This window comes from Xanthomarina sp. F1114 (genome assembly GCF_026410255.1).
Taxonomy (GTDB): Bacteria; Bacteroidota; Bacteroidia; order Flavobacteriales; family Flavobacteriaceae; genus Xanthomarina.
In genome coordinates, this window is record NZ_JAPMLL010000011.1 from 17,485 (window position 1) to 34,948 (window position 17,464).

Here is a 17,464-nt window from a genome sequence, read left to right on the forward strand (position 1 = left end):
TTATAAGCTTAAGTTTAAATATCCTTTTTTCTGAAGTTGTAAAAAATGTAAAATGCCGTTTTCCACTATTGGAATGCTTTCCGGTAAGCTAGAACGCTCTACCTTAAATTTGTTTAACGAGAAGCCACAGGCGTTTATGGTAACTCCCATAGTTTTGGCTGTTGCTATAAATTCATTCATTTTTGATGCATCTGTAACATCAGCTACATTTTTTCCACAAATAATAATTTGAAAATCGCCAAAGTGCTTTCCGTCTTCTAGTTTCAACGCTTCAGCAGCTATTAAAATGGGTTTAATCTGCTGCACTTTTGTGGTCATAACTACATAGCTACGAGTTTTGTTTTGAGCTTGCATATTTGTCAATCCGAAGATAGATAAGGCAATTATTAAGGTTTTAATGAGATATGATTTCATGTATTTAGTTTTTATTAGGACAACCAGATATAGAAAAAAGTGATTTGTCTATAAAAGTCATCTTGAGTTAATATGTATAAAACAAGCTCGATTTAGAGCCGGTTTTAGTTAGTTATTTTTTTTGAGTTTGGTTTAAAATGAAAAATGAGAGACCACCAAAAATGGCAATGTTTTTAAATAAAGGTCCCATAGTGGTTAGTTGTCCTATTTGCACAGTAATTGTTATTGGAATAAGTACTAATAGTAAGATTAGAGCACTCCATTTGGTTTTAAACCCGATGGCAAAGCTAATACCGGCAATAAGCATGACTATTCCAGAAAGGATAACCAAGGTTGTGGGATTGCCAAAGAAGTGAGCAAACTGACTAAAACTAGCCATTTCTATACGTTGCGCAGTTTTATCTGGTTTTAATAAATGACTGGCTCCAGCGATAATAAAAATACCGCTAAGCATAATTCTAAGGAGTTTAATAGAGTTTAAACTCACAGGGATATGTGTGTTCATGACGTTTAATTTAAAAATAGTTTAGGCATAATGTTTTAGCCAAAGACATATAAAGTTGCGAAGTCTTTGTGAAAACAAGAAAAATGTAAAACCGATAAAAAATTAAACTTTTGGAGGAGGGAAATTAGGTTCTTTAAAAACCTGGTAAGTTTTTGGGGATATGAAATTAGTATCCGGATAAAATTGATTTTTAAACGGAATATCTGTTATTAGTGTTTCAAAGTGAAACTGAGGGGTGCAAAAAGTAGAAAATGGAATTACAGTTGTTTGAGAGTCTTGTGAAACAAAATGTTGATTTTCAGAATTTTTTGCTTGTGTTTTTTTGCAAAACGGATTTACAAAAGTAATGTCGTTGCTAGACATGAAGGACACCAATAGCTTTGCATCAACCAAAGTATTCTTTGTTAAGAATACGGTTAAAAGAATTAGGGCTATATATGGCTTTATGTTTTGCATTAAGAACAAATATAGAAGTCTTTGTAGTATTAGTTTGTAACAAGAGTTACATAAAATGCTTTTTATGAAGCTTTAACATTTCTTTATCTATTTAAGGTCAAAAAAATATTAGAAGCAGGATATAAAAAAAGCTTTCCAAGTGTGGAAAGCTTTTTTAAATTTAATTTTTATATTAGTTATTCATTGGCTTTATCAACCACAATTCTTTGGTCTCTATTAGCTAATTCCCAGGCAGTATAAAATATAAGTCTGGTTCTGTTTTCTAACAAATCGTATCTAATTTTATCCGGCGTATCTGATGGTTTATGGTAATCTGCATGCGTACCATTAAAATAAAAGATAACTGGAATATTGTTTTTAGCAAAGTTATAGTGATCACTTCTATAATAGAAACGGTTTGGGTCGTTATCATCGTTATAGGTGTAATCAAATTCAATGTTTGTGTATTTCTTATTTGCAGCTTCAGAAATTTCGTGTAATTCTGTACTCAGTTTATCGGCTCCAATTAGATATAAGTAATTATTGTTTTTATCTTCATGTTTAGGATCTACACGTCCAATCATGTCAATATTTAAATTTGCCACTGTATTTTCTAATGGAAAAATTGGGTCAAAATCTGTATAATAACGCGAACCTAAAAGTCCTTTTTCTTCACCAGTAACATGTAAAAACAGGATAGAACGTTTTGGGCCATGCCCGTCTTTTTGTGCAGCTTTAAAAGCTTTGGCTATTTGAATAAGCGCAACAGATCCAGAACCATCGTCGTCTGCACCATTATAAATTTCACCATTTTTAACACCTTCGTGATCTAAATGAGCAGAAATAACAATAATTTCCTCTGGTTTTTCAGAACCTTTTATAATAGCAGCTACATTTTCCCCTACTATTTGAGTAGAATTACTTTTATAAGTCATTTGAATTGGCATATCAATTACTTGACTATCTACGGTAGTTTCAATATTAGGCAATAAGGTTTTTGCTAAATCTGTATTGATTAGAAAGTAATACATGTCTTCGTTGTTTTCTCTTAAAGAAAAAGACCCACTAGAACCGCCAAATCTTGCAGCAGCCATCGTATAAATTTCTGGATAGTAAAAGAATACAGCCTTAGCACCAAGTTCTTTGGCAGCATCGCGTTTTGCTCTATATGCTTGAGAAGCGTTAGACCATTTTGACGCATTGCTTGTACCTGTAATTAAAAAATTACCATCTGTATTTTTTGGTTCGCCAGAGCGGATTAGAACCACTTTTCCTTTTACGTCTAAATTTTCATAACTCGAGTAAGCTTCGTCTTCAATTCCGTAACCAGCATATACCACTTCAGACGTATTTAAAGTTCCGTCTTGTACAGAGGTAACAGATACAAAATCTTCAATTGAAGTAAACGATTTGTTATTTACATTAAGAGTAACATTTGGTGCAGCTGATTTTTCTAAAGGAACTTCTTGAAAATAGTTATTATTAGGAAGAGCAGAAGGAACATCTAAGGCTACATAATGATCTTTTAAGAATTTAACAGCTTTCTTCTCTCCTTCCTCACCAGTTCCTCTTCCGGCAAATTCGTCTGAAGCAAAAATGTATAAATCTTCTTTTAATTCGGCAGAAGTGATTGTTGCTCCATATTTGCTAACGTCCAATGGAGTGGTGGTTTGTACTGTAGAAGTTGGGTTTGTAGTTTCGGCTTTTTGACTACCACAGGAAAATAATAATCCCACGCAGCAAACCATTAAAAACACTTTTTTCATAGATGTAAGTTTTAGTTATAAAAACAAAAATAGCCAAACAAAGTTCGTTGTTAGGCTCATTTTAAGAAATTTTAACAGCTGCAGACTTGATTTTACATGCTTTCGTTTAAAAAAAGTCTATTTTGTCTGTTGGCTAGCTGCCAAGCTGTAGCAAATATTAATTTGGCTCTTTTTTCTAATAATTCATAATTTATTTTTTCTGCTGTATCCGTTGATTTATGATAGTCTTCGTGCACTCCATTAAAGTAAAAAATAACTGGAATATTGTGTTTAGCAAAATTAAAATGATCGCTTCTGGAGTAATATTTATTGACATCGTCTTCGTCATTATACTTATAATCTAAAGTAAGATTATAGAAAGTTTCATTTACTTTTTCAGATAAAAGATGTAGCTCCTTACTCAATCTATCTGCTCCAATTAAATACAGATAATTGGGATTGTCTTTATGAGTTTTATCAACTCTTCCAACCATGTCTATATTTAAATTGGCAATAGTTTCATTTAGAGGAAAAACAGGGTTTTCTGTATAGAAACGGGAACCTTCAAGGCCAATTTCTTCGGCAGTAAGATGCATAAACAGAACAGAGCGTTTTGGGGAAAAGCCTTCTGTTTCTGCTTGTTTAAAAGCTTGAGCAATTTCTAATAGGGCAGCAGTTCCTGAACCATTATCGTCTGCTCCAAAATAAACCAGACTGTCTTTTACTCCAAGATGATCGTAATGAGCAGAAATAATTAGCACCTCTTCTGGTTTTTCTACTCCTTTAATAAAGGCTAAAACATTTTCTGTGGCATTTATATCTTTAGAAAAGTAAGTTTCTGGAATGCATTGGTAGTACACAGAATCGTTAATAGGAGAGGAGATGTCTTCCTTTTGATAATAGGTTTTTAAGAAATTAGCAGCATCTTTTTGTCCTTTTTCACCTGTGCCACGGCCTTCGAATTCTGGCCCAGCAAAGGCGTATAATAAGTCTTTTAACTCTGAAGCTTTTATAGTGTTAGCATATTGAATAATAGTGGTGCTATCGGTTATTTTTATATTGTCTTTAAGGGTTTGAATTTTTGTACTGTACTTAGTTGTAGCGCAGGAGCCAACCATAGTGAAGATAGAGGCAATTAGGAATAATTTCATAAATAGGTAGCTTATATATCAAATAAAAGAAAAAAAGTTGATAAAAGGAAGTGCTTATCTTGTTTTTGTAGCATGTGAGCGCTTTTTTACTATCTTTACTTAAATCCAAAATCTAGAATTACAGATGAAAAAAATCATCATTATTAACGGGCCAAATCTAAATTTATTAGGAAAGCGTGAGCCTCAAATTTATGGAAGTCAGACCTTTAATGAGTTTTTTGAAACTATTAAAGCAAGCTATCCACAAATAGAATTAGAACATTTTCAATCGAATATTGAAGGTGAAATTATCGATAAACTTCAAGAGGTTGGTTATTCTTATTATGGGATTATTTTAAATGCGGCCGCTTATACACATACTTCTGTGGGAATAGGTGATACAGTGGCAGCCATTGAAACAGCTGTGGTTGAAGTGCATATTTCCAACACATTTGAACGCGAGGAATTTAGACATCAGTCTTATGTTGCTCCGTATGCCAAAGGTGTTATTGTTGGTTTTGGCCTACAGAGTTATGAATTGGCTTTACAGAGTTTTTTAAGTCCGTTGTAAGTCTTTAAATAAGAAAATAGATTTCATTATAGTCCATAAAAAAAGTTCCGAAAATTTCGGAACTTTTTAATTATATACTTACTCAATTTTGTTTTTCTATAGGTGAATTACTTCGCCGTAAGCATCTGCAACAGCTTCCATAACAGCTTCACTCATGGTTGGATGTGGATGGACAGCTTTTAAAACTTCGTGTCCGGTAGTTTCTAATTTTCTACCTAAAACAGCTTCGGCAATCATATCTGTAACTCCAGCACCAATCATGTGGCAGCCTAACCATTCGCCATATTTAGCATCGAAAATAACTTTTACAAATCCATCTTTTGCGCCAGAAGCACTTGCTTTTCCAGAAGCCGAGAATGGGAATTTTCCAACTTTAATTTCGTATCCTTTTTCTTTCGCCTGTTTTTCGGTTAAACCAACACTGGCAATTTCAGGAGAAGCGTAAGTACAACCAGGAATGTTTCCGTAGTCTAAGGCTTCAACATGTTGTCCAGCAATTTTTTCAACACATAAAATTCCTTCAGCAGAAGCTACGTGAGCTAATGCTTGTCCAGGAGCAACATCTCCAATGGCATAATATCCAGGAATATTAGTTTGGTAGTAATTGTTTACTAAGATTTTATCTCTATCTACAGCAATTCCCACATCTTCTAAACCAATATTTTCAATGTTCGATTTAATTCCAACGGCAGATAAAATAATATCAGCTTCAAGAACTTCTTCTCCTTTAGAGGTTTTAACTGTTGCTTTTACTCCGTTTCCAGAAGTATCTACTTTAGTTACTTCGGCAGAAGTCATAATTTTTATTCCACTTTTCTTAAAGCTTTTTTCTAATTGCTTAGAAACGTCAATATCTTCAACAGGAACTATATTTGGTAAATATTCTACTATAGTTACATCCGTTCCCATAGAATTGTAGAAATAAGCAAATTCCACACCAATGGCTCCAGAACCTACTACTATCATTTTCTTTGGTTGTTCAGACAAAGTCATAGCTTCTCTGTAACCAATTACCTTTTTTCCATCTTGAGGTAAGCTTGGTAATTCTCTAGAACGCGCACCAGTAGCTATTATAATATGGTCTGCACTGTATTCTTTACCGTCCACATCAACTTTCTTTCCAGGTTTTAGTTTACCAAACCCTTCAATTACGTCAATTTTGTTCTTTTTCATTAAAAACTGAACGCCTTTACTCATGCCTCCAGCAACATTACGACTGCGTTTTACGACTGCATCAAAATCTTTATCAAATTCTTTTACAGACAGGCCATAATCGTCAGCATGTTTTAAATATTCAAAAACTTGAGCAGATTTTAAAAGTGCTTTTGTTGGAATACATCCCCAATTTAAACACACTCCACCAAGACTTTCTTTTTCAATTACAGCTGTTTTAAAACCTAGCTGAGATGCTCTAATAGCAGTCACGTAGCCACCAGGACCACTTCCAAGAACAATAATATCGTATTTACTCATCGTATATTTTTTAGTCGTTTTTTGAAGTTACGAAGGTACAAAAAGTATATTTCATATAACAAATGATGTTTTCTAAAAATTTTAAAAAGATGTTTGGCTCTTTAATTATTGGAATTTAGCCGGATTTAATGAAGAAACAAGTAGGATTCGATTTGGTTTTGTATCAATTTGCAACTTAAAAGTAAATCTGTAGAAAAGCACTCTCTTAAATATTCACTGAGTTTTTGTCTTTTTTGAAGTATTTCTAGACTATAACTATATTTAAAAAGTTAGTCCTAGTTTAGGGATAATTAATTTCGGGTTAAGATTTAGGAATAAACTCTAATGCCACCCCATTTATACAATGTCTTTTTCCCGTAGTTTCTTTAGGACCATCGTTAAACACATGACCTAAATGTCCGCCACAAGTGGCGCAATGCTCTTCAATACCCATATAACCGTTTCCTTCTTTCGAGAAAGCCACATTTCCAGAGATAACTCTATCAAAACTTGGCCATCCGGTTCCAGAATCGAATTTGTTTTCACTTTTATACAAAGGAGTTTTGCAGGCAGCACATACGTAAACACCTTCATCATAGTTTTTATCTAAAGGACTAGAAAATGCTCTTTCAGTACCAGATTCTCGTAAAACATAATAGGCTTGAGGACTTAATTCCTGTTTCCATTCGGCTTTTGTTTTAGTCACTTTAAATGAGTTTTTAGTGGTCGTTTTTTTATTTTCTTGACCCATACAACTTTGCATGCTTATTACTAAAAGGAAACTTATAAATATTTTCATTTGGATTAAATTTATTATGGATTGATACACTTTCAGTCGTGAAACTATTCTTAACTTTACAATCTAAATAGTAAAATTGTTTAAACAAAATTATCCCTGTTTTTTATAAAGGAATGATTTTTGTAATTTTAAATTCAGTTAAAAAATTAAAAATGAGATTAAAAAAGATGTTAGGTATCTTGGTTTTGTTGTTAGTCGTTTCGGCTTGTTCCACAAATCCATTTACTGGAAAACAAACTATGGCATTGGTGCCAAATTCGCAATTATTTCCAACAGCTTTTCAGCAGTACGATCAAGTGCTTAAGGAAAGCAAAGTAGTGACTGGGACTTCCCAATCTGAAATGATTACCAGAGTTGGGCAACGTATATCTATAGCAGCTGAACGTTGGTTGAATGCAAATGGTTATTCGGGGTATTTAAAAGATTACCAATGGGAATATAAACTTATAGACGATAAAACGGTGAATGCTTGGTGTATGCCAGGAGGTAAAATTGTTTTTTACACAGGCATTCTTCCAATTGCAGAAAGCGAAACTGGAGTAGCTGCCATTATGGGACACGAGGTAGCACATGCTTTGGCAAACCATGGACAACAACGTATGAGTGCAGATTATATTCAGCAAGGTGTGGCCTTGGCTGGAAATATTGCCATTCAAAATGATAATGATAGAGCAGCTTTTAATCAGTATTATGGAATTGGAGCTCAAGTAGGAGTGATGTTACCTTTTAGTAGGAGTCATGAAACCGAAGCTGATAAAATAGGCCTGGTTTTGATGGCTATTGCAGGTTATAACCCAAGTGAGGCTGCCGAATTATGGAAGCGAATGAAAGCAAATAGTGGAGGTGGAGCTCCTCCAGAAATTCTAAGTACACACCCATCTAACGATACTAGGATTCAGGAAATTACTTCTTTAGTACCCATGGCAGTAGCTGAAGCCAAAAAGTTTGGAATAACAAGTTTTAGACCAATTACTAAATTTTAAAAAGGAATATTTTAAAATATTTACTTATTTTCGAAGCTGTTCTAATTTGTGAACAGCTTTTTTTATTTAAAAATACTCTATGGCAGAACTTCAAAAAGGAAGTAAAAAACTACTGAATGCTTGGGCTTTTTACGATTGGGCAAACTCAGTATACACATTAACTATTGCGTCTTCTATTTTTCCTATCTTCTATTCAGCGCTTTTTTTAAGTGAGATTAAGCATATAAATGCTTTTGGTTTTGAGTTTAAAAGTACAGCCTTAATAACCTTTGTCACTGCTTTTACCTTTCTTGTGGTTTCATTTATGTCACCTTTATTATCTGGAATTGCCGATTATGTTGGGAATAAGAAAAGTTTTATGAAATTTTTCTGTTATGTGGGAGGTCTTGGATGCATTGGTCTATACTGGTTTAGCTTAGAACATATTTATATGAGCCTTCTGTTTTACTTTATGGGATTGATTGGTTATTGGGGAAGTTTGGTTTTCTATAATTCGTATTTACCTGATATTGCATTTCCAGAGCAACAAGATAGAATTAGTGCTAGAGGGTTTTCTCTGGGGTATATAGGAAGTGTTATTTTACTGCTTATTAATTTAGCTATGGTAATGAGTCAGGAAACCGGAGAAGCAAAAATGGAAATGATGCGTTGGTCTTTTGTTATGGTTGGTGTTTGGTGGATCTTATTTGCACAATACACCTTCTATATATTACCAAAAGGAGTTTCTAATGGCGAAAAGGTAACCAGAAATGTTGTGCTTAATGGCTTTAAAGAATTGCGTCAAGTTTGGAATCAGTTAAAAGAAGATCTCAGATTAAAACGATATTTAGGAGCTTTCTTTGTTTTTAGTATGGCTGTGCAAACCATTATGTTGGTGGCTGTTTATTTTGGTGAAGAAGAAATTGCCTGGGCCGATGCCGACGAAAAGACAATGGGTTTAATTGTGAGTATTTTAGTCATTCAGATAGTGGCTATCCTTGGAGCAATTTTAACTTCTAGAGCTTCTGAAAGATTCGGAAATATTAGAACGCTTATTAGTGTAAATATTATATGGATGACTTTATGTTTTGCAGCATATTTTGTGGAGACTCCTTTTCAATTTTATATAACAGCCGGGGTAGTAGGTTTGGTAATGGGAGGAATTCAAGCCTTAGCCAGATCAACTTATTCTAAGTTTTTACCAGATACAAAGGATACAACCTCTTATTTTAGTTTTTATGATGTTGCAGAAAAAATAGGAATCGTTATTGGAATGATCATTTTTGCAACCATAGACCAGGTAACAGGAAGTATGCGAAACGCCATCCTATTTTTGTTTGTCTTCTTTTTAGTGGGCATTATTTTATTATTCCGAGTGCCAGAAAAACGACAGAATTAAATAATTAAATACTAATTTAAATTTTTTATTATGAATAAACACCTCAAATCAGCTCTTTATTTATCATTTTCATTATTCTTAGTTGTGTTTTCGGCTTGTGATAACGAACCTATTGATCCAGGAATTATTGATAATGGAGGAGGAGTAGGATCTTGCGAAGAAGCTACTGAAGTTTTAATAACTGCGACTACCAATTATAACAATGCCTCTCCAGAAGATGTAGGTTTTGAAGCTATATGTGTGGCTTATGCAAATGCTTTGCAAGGTGTTATTATTGCTTGTGGGGATACAGATGGAGCCTTACAAGGAACACTAGACACTTTAGATTGCGAGCCTTCAGATTCAGCTTGTCAAGATGCGCAATTAGTAACACTTTCTGCCGAGGCCCAATACCAAGCAGATCCAGATAATACAGCTCTATGTAATGCATATAAAACAGCCCTAGTCAATGAAATCAATGCTTGTGGAGATATGGATGGAAGTTTACAAACTCTAATAGATACTTTAAATTGTACAACTGGAGGAACTACAGATGGAGAAGCTTTAATGACAGCAAACCTTGATGGAGAGCAATTTGACAACTTAAAACCAAACGGATATAATATGTTTCAAAAAGCCATATCCATGGAAACTTATAGTTATGCTAACGATGATGATTATATTAAAATTCAAGGTAATAGTACCTATGCTGAAATTGTTCCTAATGAATATACAAAAGAAATAAACCTACATATTCCTCAATCTAATTGGGCAGTTGGGACTTATCCTTTACAGACATCTGTAGCTCATGCTAGTTCTGGCGATGTTAATACACATTATAATGTTATTTATAATAATGGAGATGGAAACAGTCAGGCCTACGAATTAGAGGGAGGAACAATTACTATTACAGAGTTTAATTTAACAACTCGCGTAATTCGTGGTACTTTCGAATTTCAATATACCAGATACTTTGTAGATACTAATGAAGAAACAGGACCATTTGACTGTATTAATGGAACATTCGACTATTCATTAGACGATTCATATTTTGATTAAATAATTTTAGAATAAAATAAAACCCGAAGCATTTGCTTCGGGTTTTTTATTAAAACACAATTCTTATCTTAATCATCTTTACTTATACTTCCAGAACCACTAACTCTAGTGTCTTCTTGTGTTGGATTTCCTTTATATTCAATGTCTCCAGAGCCAGAAACTCTTGCTTTTAAAGATATGTTGCTTACTACTTCTGCATCTCCGGATCCTGACAGAGATACATCCGTATGATTGGATGCTAATTTAGACCCTTCAAAATCTCCCGAACCAGAAACATTAACTTTTAAACTATCAGTTTGTCCTTTTAATGTTAAGTCTCCAGAACCAGATAAACTACTTTTTACTGTGTTTGCAGCAAGGGTTAAACTAAGATCTCCCGAACCGTTTAAATGAGCCTCAAAGTTAGTTGCAGAAATGGTATGAGTATTCCATAAATCTCCAGAACCAGATAAAGATACAGTACTTATATCTTTAAAAGGAATCGTTATTTTTATGGTTCTATTCATGCTTGGTCTTAGATTTACTCTGTCTTTTTGTTTAACAATTAAATCATTTCCATTTACTTCAGTAATTATATAATCTAAAAGGTTTTCTTCACCTTCCAGGGTAATAGTTCCTTCGTTTCCTGCTACTAAAATATAGTCGAAAGAGCCATAACACTTAATACCGTCGTAATTTCCTGTAGTTCTTGTTTGGGTTGTCAGGTTTCCGTTGCCTTTAATTTTTTGCGCGTAACTATAAGTTGATAGAAGCACAGCTGCGATAAGAATTATTTTTTTCATAATTTTTGATTTATTATTAGAGTCTTGAGTAATTATCTATTGGAATTAGTTCTTATAAAAACTAACACTTCCGTATTCGGATTCTATTTTTATTGAATTGCCAGAATTTGAAGAGCCATAATATCCCGAATAGTATTTTTCTCCAGATTCTTCGCGTTTTTTGTTGAAATGAAAGTCGCCACTATCACTCAAAGAGGCATATTCCAGCTCGATATCGAAATTGAAATGATAGTCTGATGCATGACCGATTTTTATTCCCGTATAATCCGAATCAATATTAATATTTCCGGCATTGGAAGTCATCTTTCCAATTTTTATAGAGCCATAATCGGCATCTAGACTTACGTTTTTATAAACATCGCCAATAACAACGGTTAAATAATCGCCATTTCCTTGAATATTATTGGCTCTATTTATCTTAACAGATCCATAATCGCATACATAATTAATGTTTTCAACGGTTTCAATAATTGAAGATGTATAATCGGCATTTAGTTTAATATTTTTTGCTTTTGCTAAAGTAAACCCACTATAATCGGCATTTATTTCACCACTTTTAATGTATTCAAAATAACAGTTGGAAGTATAGTCAAAACTAATTCTGTTGTTATCTGCCATAAGTTCTTTGGTTGTAATTTTTCCATAATCGCACTTTATTATTGCTTGTCCTTCCAGTTTCCCTACATTAATGCTGCCGTAATCGTTACTTAAATCAATAGAATTGGTAATAGGTAGTTTTACGACATAATTAATACTCATATTGACATTATTGCTTCCTCCCCAGCTCCACCAAGAATTCGATCTACTTTTATTAAAAATGGTTTTTGCAGAAACCAGATTGCTAGAGCCATAGAAGTCTACATAAATATCATCTAATTTACGTTGTACCTTTTCCTCATCATTTCCTTTTGTGGTAATGGTAACCACAATTTCAATTCTGTCTTCATTCCAAGAAACAATATCTAAATTCCCATAACTATTATCTATCTTTAATGTGGCGTTTGAAGCTACGTTAAACGATTTTTTAATAACCTTCTCCTTGGTATGTTTTTCTCTCAAGAATGAAGGACCCACAGAATCTGTTATCGCAAAATTGAGAATTGGGATTAGAAAAAAAAGCGAGAAAAATTTATATGTTTGAATTGCTTTCATTACTTATACGGTTTAAGTTTTTAATATTTTCTATATGTTCTAAAGTGTTTTGTAAAATATCTATTCGGTTTTGAAAGTTTTTTATCATGGCAAAAATTACACGACTATCATCTCCGCTTTTAGTTAAATCTATCTTTAGATTTTCATAATTTATTTCTAGTTTTTTAATTTGAATTAATGCATCATTAATTAGCACCTTAGTTTCTGGATTCGATTTACTTTCTAGTTTTTTTAACTCTTCAGAAATTGTACTTGTAAAGAAACTTTGGGTTTTTTCCATTTCTGGAGACACACTTGCCAGGTCTCGAACTTTGTTTTGAGGCTTGTTAGCAAGAACCAAAGTTAAAACTAAAAGTAGTGTTGCTGCAATTCCAGCCATAGGTTTCCAAAGCTGAATGCGTTTAGAAACTTTTGAAACTTTGGAGGTTTTCTGGGCGTTCAGTTTATCTAAAAAACGTTTACTATGTCCAGAATTTGGTTCTTCAACATCAAATCCGTCTTTTAAATCATCAAACAGTTTGTCAATTTTATCCTTGTTCATAATTATTATTATTATTATTATTATTTTAACTAAATGTTAAGCGCCACTAATTTTTGTCTTAAACTTTCTTTAGCTCTCGATATTGTGGTTCTACAATTGGCATAACTTATGTTTAAAATAGCTCCTATTTCTTCATAATCATATCCTTCAATTAAGTGTAATGTTAGCGTAATTCTGTAATTTTCCTTTAAAGAATTTAAGGTTTCAAGTACTTGTTTTGCTTTCAAATTAGTAAACTCGTAGTCTGTTGAAACTCCTTGATCTTCACTTTCAATTTTATATTTCACATCATCAAAAGAGCTGATTTCATATTTGTTGTTTTTTTTATAATGATGTAGGCTATTATTAATAACAATTCGTTTTAACCATGCCCCAAAAGTGGCTTCATCTTTTAAACTTTCAAGTTTTGTAAAAGCTAGGAGAAAAGCTTCTTGCATAACGTCTTCTGCTTCAAAACGATCTTTTACAATTCTGTAAGCCGCATTAAACATGGCTTTGTAATACCTGTTATAAATCTCCAACTGCGCAAGCTGGTTTCCAGATTTGCACAGCGCAATGAGCTGTTCTATATTTTGATGGGTTAGAGACAAATAATACAGTTTGTTATTATAAAGAGGATGTTAAAGTAAAACTGTTACAGTTTTTATAAAAATATTTTAATTTTTTTTAAAAATGATAAGTTTTGTAGATTAACTTGGAATGTTAAAAGTTTTAAAGGCCATTTAGAGTATGGCATATTAATTGGACTTTTAGAAGTAGATAAAATCCTTTTTAATAGCCAAAAGGCTAATGATAAGTGTTTTAGCGTGAAATTGAAAAATATAAAATAAGATATACATTTTGTTTTTAAGTTGATTAATGACAGAATGACCTAATAAAAAATATGAAGAAAAGAGATTTATTTAACCTTGACAGTTTGTCATTTCAGGAGTTTGATGAAAATTCAGAATTAATTCCTTTAATGACTCCCGAGGACGAAGAAGAAATATCAAACGAAAAGTTACCAGAAACACTCCCTATTTTATCTTTAAGAAATACGGTTTTATTTCCTGGAGTAGTTATTCCTATTACTGCTGGCAGAGACAAATCTATTAAATTGATAGACGATGCTAACAAAGGCAGTAAAGTTATTGGTGTTGTAGCTCAAAAGGACGAGCAAGTTGAAGATCCTACAGCCAAAGACATCAATGAAACAGGAACAGTTGCACGAATTTTACGAGTTTTAAAAATGCCTGATGGTAATACTACCGTAATTATTCAAGGAAAGAAAAGATTTAAAATAGCCGAAGTTATTACAGAAGAACCATACATGAATGCAACTATTCGTGAGGTTCCTGAGGCAAGACCAGCAAAAAACAATAAGGAGTTCGACGCTATTATTGAATCTATTAAAGATTTAGCACTTCGAATTATTAAAGACAGTCCAAATATTCCAAGTGAGGCTTCTTTTGCAATTAAAAACATTGAAAGCAACTCGTTTTTAATAAATTTTGTGTCTTCTAATATGAATCTTTCTGTAAAAGAAAAGCAATCATTATTAGAGATAAACGATTTAAAAGAAAGAGCTTTAGCTACTTTAAAATATATGAATGTTGAGTTTCAGAAATTGGAACTTAAAAACGATATTCAGTTAAAGGTTCAAAGCGACATGAACCAGCAACAACGTGAGTATTTTCTTCACCAACAAATGAAAACTATTCAGGAAGAATTAGGTGGAGTAAGTCATGATGAGGAATTGGATGAAATGAAAGTTCGTGCCAAATCTAAGAAATGGAGTAAAAAAGTTGCAGAACATTTTGATAAAGAAGCTGCAAAGATGCAACGTATGAATCCTCAGGTTGCAGAATATTCTATCCAGCGTAATTATTTGGACTTATTTTTAGACTTACCATGGAATGAATACAGTAAAGATAAATTCGATTTAAAACGTGCTAAACGTATATTAGATAGAGATCATTACGGATTGGACGATGTAAAACAAAGAATTATTGAGCATTTAGCTGTCGTTAAATTACGGAACGATATGAAATCGCCAATTATCTGTCTTTACGGACCTCCAGGAGTTGGAAAAACTTCTTTAGGGAAGTCTGTTGCCGAAGCTTTAGGGAGAGAATATGTACGTATGTCCTTGGGAGGTTTAAGAGATGAAGCTGAAATTAGAGGTCATAGAAAGACTTATATTGGTGCTATGCCGGGACGTATTATTCAAAACTTAAAAAAAGCAGGAACTTCTAATCCGGTTTTTGTTTTAGACGAGATAGATAAGCTTTCAAGCTCTCATCAAGGAGATCCATCTTCAGCCATGCTGGAGGTTTTAGATCCAGAGCAAAATAGCGAATTTCATGATAACTTCTTAGAAATGGGTTACGACTTGTCTAAAGTTATGTTTATTGCCACTTGTAATAGTCTTTCAACTATTCAACCTGCTTTGTTGGATAGAATGGAAATAATTAATGTTACAGGATATACCATTGAAGAGAAAGTAGAAATTGCAAAACGTCATTTACTTCCAAAACAATTAGTAGAGCACGGATTATCTGATAAAGATTTAAAAATAGCAAAACCTCAATTAGAGAAAATAGTTGAAGGTTATACCAGAGAATCTGGAGTTCGTGGTTTAGAAAAGCAAATAGCTAAAATGGTACGTTATGCGGCTAAAAATATAGCTATGGAAGAAACATATAATATTAAAATTTCTAATGAAGATATTATAGAGGTTCTGGGTGGTCCAAAATTAGAACGCGATAAATACGAAAACAATAATGTAGCTGGAGTAGTTACAGGTCTGGCCTGGACTAGAGTAGGAGGAGATATCTTATTTATAGAATCGATATTATCTAAAGGGAAAGGTAATTTAACAGTTACTGGAAACCTTGGAAAGGTTATGAAAGAGTCTGCTACTATTGCCATGGAATATATAAAAGCCAATGCTTCAGAATTGGATTTAGATCCAGATGTGTTTGAGAAATACAATGTGCATATTCACGTGCCAGAAGGTGCAACACCAAAAGATGGTCCAAGTGCCGGTGTTACTATGCTCACGTCTTTAGTATCTTTATTTACACAAAAGAAAGTAAAAAAGAGCCTCGCCATGACTGGAGAAATTACTTTAAGAGGAAAAGTACTTCCTGTTGGAGGAATTAAAGAAAAAATATTGGCAGCTAAGCGTGCTAGAATTAAAGAGATTCTACTTTGCGAAGACAATAGAAGAGATATAGAAGAAATTAAACCGGAATATTTAAAAGGCTTAACGTTTCATTATGTTTCGGATATGAGTGATGTCATAAAAATTGCCATTACCAATCAAAAAGTGGTTAATGCGAAGAAACTTTAAGTCGGTTGCCCTTAAAAAGAAACAAAACCTCGAAATTATATTCGAGGTTTTTTTTATCATTTAAAAATAAATTATACTTGCAACCGTTTTAGGATAGACCTTCTTACGAAACACATGTATGTTTAAGAAAATTACGATAATTTTTATTATGCTCGCCAGCACTTTTGTTTCTGCTCAAGTTGGAGGCGAAACCACTTATCAATTTCTTAACTTAGTGTCGTCTCCTCGTCAAGCTGCTTTAGGGGGTAAAGTATTTACTAATATCGATTACGATGTTACTCAAGGTCTAACCAATCCTGCTACTATAAATGTAGAAATGGACAATCAATTAGCTTTAAATTACACCAGTTATTTAGGAGGTATTAGTTATGGTACAGCAGCCTATGCCTATACTTTGGACAGAAGAACACAGACTTTCCATATGGGTGTAAATTATATTAACTATGGAAGTTTTGATGGGTACGATGAAAATGGGAATTCTACAGGTTCGTTTACAGGAAACGAAGCAGCATTATCCTTTGGTTATGCCACACAATTGGGGTATTCTAATTTTTATGTAGGAGGAAATATTAAATTAATAACTTCTAAATTAGAACAGTATAATTCTTTTGGAGCAGCTTTAGATGCTGGATTTATTTATATAAATGAGGATTTAGAATTTCAAGCAACTTTAGTTGTAAGAAATGCGGGAATGCAAATTACTACCTATGCTGGATTAAACGAGCCCTTACCTTTAGAAATAGCTTTCGGAATGTCGCAAACCTTAGAACATGTTCCCATCCGTTGGCACTTAACTTTTGAAAATTTACAGAAATGGCCTATTGCCGTATCCAATCCTGCACGAGCAGAAACAGATTTAGAAGGTAATCAAACTCAAGAAGAAGTTGGCTTTTTTACAAATGTATTAAACCATACCATTGTTGGAGCCGAAATTTTTCCAGACGGCATTTTTAATATTAGATTAGGTTATAACTTTAGAAGAGGACAGGAGCTTAAAATATTGGATCAAAGAAATTTTTCGGGAATTTCGGCAGGATTTGGACTAAGACTAAATAAGCTGCGTTTTAGCTTTACACATGCCAGATATACCAGTGCTGGAAATGCTAACTTTTTTGGTTTGCAATTAGATTTAAGATAGATAAAAGCTAATAGTTAAGAGAGCTTTACGTTAAATAAGAATTCACATAAAATATTTCTTTTCTTAG

At 33.2% G+C, this 17,464-nt stretch carries 17 protein-coding genes; 6 read left to right on the forward strand and 11 right to left on the reverse strand.

Annotated elements, in window-relative coordinates:
• The 5 genes from OS188_RS10090 to OS188_RS10110 all read right to left on the reverse strand — a co-directional run bounded on the left by OS188_RS10090 (window position 1) and on the right by OS188_RS10110 (window position 4,250).
• On the reverse strand, window positions 1-414 hold the full coding sequence (locus OS188_RS10090) for a sulfur reduction protein DsrE (protein ID WP_267148716.1): 414 nt from the start codon (window positions 412-414) through the stop codon (window positions 1-3).
• A gap of 112 nt (window positions 415-526) precedes the next feature.
• Window positions 527-919: a DoxX family protein gene (locus OS188_RS10095; protein ID WP_267148717.1), complete on the reverse strand. Its 393-nt coding sequence runs from the start codon at window positions 917-919 to the stop codon at window positions 527-529.
• Between the two features lie 102 nt (window positions 920-1,021).
• Window positions 1,022-1,375: a hypothetical protein gene (locus tag OS188_RS10100; RefSeq protein ID WP_267148718.1), complete on the reverse strand. Its 354-nt coding sequence runs from the start codon at window positions 1,373-1,375 to the stop codon at window positions 1,022-1,024.
• Window positions 1,376-1,551: 176 nt separating this feature from the next.
• Window positions 1,552-3,120: a M28 family peptidase gene (locus tag OS188_RS10105; RefSeq protein WP_267148719.1), complete on the reverse strand. Its 1,569-nt coding sequence runs from the start codon at window positions 3,118-3,120 to the stop codon at window positions 1,552-1,554.
• Window positions 3,121-3,212: 92 nt separating this feature from the next.
• Window positions 3,213-4,250: a M28 family peptidase gene (locus OS188_RS10110; RefSeq protein WP_267148720.1), complete on the reverse strand. Its 1,038-nt coding sequence runs from the start codon at window positions 4,248-4,250 to the stop codon at window positions 3,213-3,215.
• Window positions 4,251-4,374: 124 nt separating this feature from the next.
• Between OS188_RS10110 and aroQ the strand changes: the two genes are divergently transcribed.
• On the forward strand, window positions 4,375-4,800 hold the full coding sequence (gene aroQ, locus OS188_RS10115) for a type II 3-dehydroquinate dehydratase (RefSeq protein WP_267148721.1): 426 nt from the start codon (window positions 4,375-4,377) through the stop codon (window positions 4,798-4,800).
• A 96-nt stretch (window positions 4,801-4,896) separates the two neighbouring features.
• Here aroQ and lpdA read toward each other — a convergent pair whose 3' ends face one another.
• Complete coding sequence (gene lpdA / locus OS188_RS10120; RefSeq protein WP_267148722.1) at window positions 4,897-6,273, reverse strand: dihydrolipoyl dehydrogenase; 1,377 nt, start codon at window positions 6,271-6,273, stop codon at window positions 4,897-4,899.
• A 301-nt stretch (window positions 6,274-6,574) separates the two neighbouring features.
• Window positions 6,575-7,051, reverse strand: coding sequence for a peptide-methionine (R)-S-oxide reductase MsrB (gene msrB / locus OS188_RS10125; protein ID WP_267148723.1), 477 nt, complete (start codon window positions 7,049-7,051; stop codon window positions 6,575-6,577).
• Window positions 7,052-7,203: 152 nt separating this feature from the next.
• Here msrB and OS188_RS10130 point away from each other — a divergent pair, with 152 nt between their 5' ends.
• The 3 genes from OS188_RS10130 (at window position 7,204) to OS188_RS10140 (ending at window position 10,450) form a co-directional block, all read left to right on the forward strand.
• Window positions 7,204-8,034 carry a M48 family metallopeptidase gene (locus OS188_RS10130; protein WP_267148724.1) on the forward strand — a complete coding sequence of 277 codons (831 nt, stop codon included), beginning with the start codon at window positions 7,204-7,206 and terminating at the stop codon, window positions 8,032-8,034.
• A gap of 79 nt (window positions 8,035-8,113) precedes the next feature.
• Window positions 8,114-9,412 carry an MFS transporter gene (locus tag OS188_RS10135; RefSeq protein WP_267148725.1) on the forward strand — a complete coding sequence of 433 codons (1,299 nt, stop codon included), beginning with the start codon at window positions 8,114-8,116 and terminating at the stop codon, window positions 9,410-9,412.
• A 30-nt stretch (window positions 9,413-9,442) separates the two neighbouring features.
• Entirely contained in the window at window positions 9,443-10,450 is a 1,008-nt protein-coding gene (locus tag OS188_RS10140) for a hypothetical protein (protein ID WP_267148726.1), read from the forward strand.
• Window positions 10,451-10,518: 68 nt separating this feature from the next.
• Here OS188_RS10140 and OS188_RS10145 read toward each other — a convergent pair whose 3' ends face one another.
• From OS188_RS10145 to OS188_RS10160, 4 genes are read right to left on the reverse strand one after another with little or no spacing between them, the layout of a single operon-like run.
• Complete coding sequence (locus tag OS188_RS10145; protein WP_267148727.1) at window positions 10,519-11,232, reverse strand: head GIN domain-containing protein; 714 nt, start codon at window positions 11,230-11,232, stop codon at window positions 10,519-10,521.
• Window positions 11,233-11,277: 45 nt separating this feature from the next.
• A complete protein-coding gene (locus OS188_RS10150) occupies window positions 11,278-12,384 on the reverse strand; it encodes a DUF4097 family beta strand repeat-containing protein (RefSeq protein ID WP_267148728.1) in 1,107 nt (368 codons plus the stop codon).
• Window positions 12,362-12,925 (reverse strand): hypothetical protein, encoded by a 564-nt coding sequence (locus OS188_RS10155; protein ID WP_267148729.1) that lies wholly within the window; start codon window positions 12,923-12,925, stop codon window positions 12,362-12,364. The genes OS188_RS10150 and OS188_RS10155 overlap by 23 nt, the downstream gene beginning before the upstream one ends.
• A gap of 29 nt (window positions 12,926-12,954) precedes the next feature.
• Window positions 12,955-13,515, reverse strand: coding sequence for an RNA polymerase sigma factor (locus OS188_RS10160; RefSeq protein WP_267148730.1), 561 nt, complete (start codon window positions 13,513-13,515; stop codon window positions 12,955-12,957).
• 293 nt (window positions 13,516-13,808) lie between these two features.
• Here OS188_RS10160 and lon point away from each other — a divergent pair, with 293 nt between their 5' ends.
• Both lon and porQ read left to right on the forward strand, forming a co-directional pair.
• The gene (gene lon, locus OS188_RS10165; RefSeq protein WP_267148731.1) at window positions 13,809-16,259 is read left to right on the forward strand and encodes an endopeptidase La; all 2,451 of its coding nucleotides are present in this window, start codon (window positions 13,809-13,811) and stop codon (window positions 16,257-16,259) included.
• Between the two features lie 118 nt (window positions 16,260-16,377).
• The gene (gene porQ / locus OS188_RS10170) at window positions 16,378-17,397 is read left to right on the forward strand and encodes a type IX secretion system protein PorQ (protein WP_267148732.1); all 1,020 of its coding nucleotides are present in this window, start codon (window positions 16,378-16,380) and stop codon (window positions 17,395-17,397) included.
• Window positions 17,398-17,464: the final 67 nt, after the last annotated feature.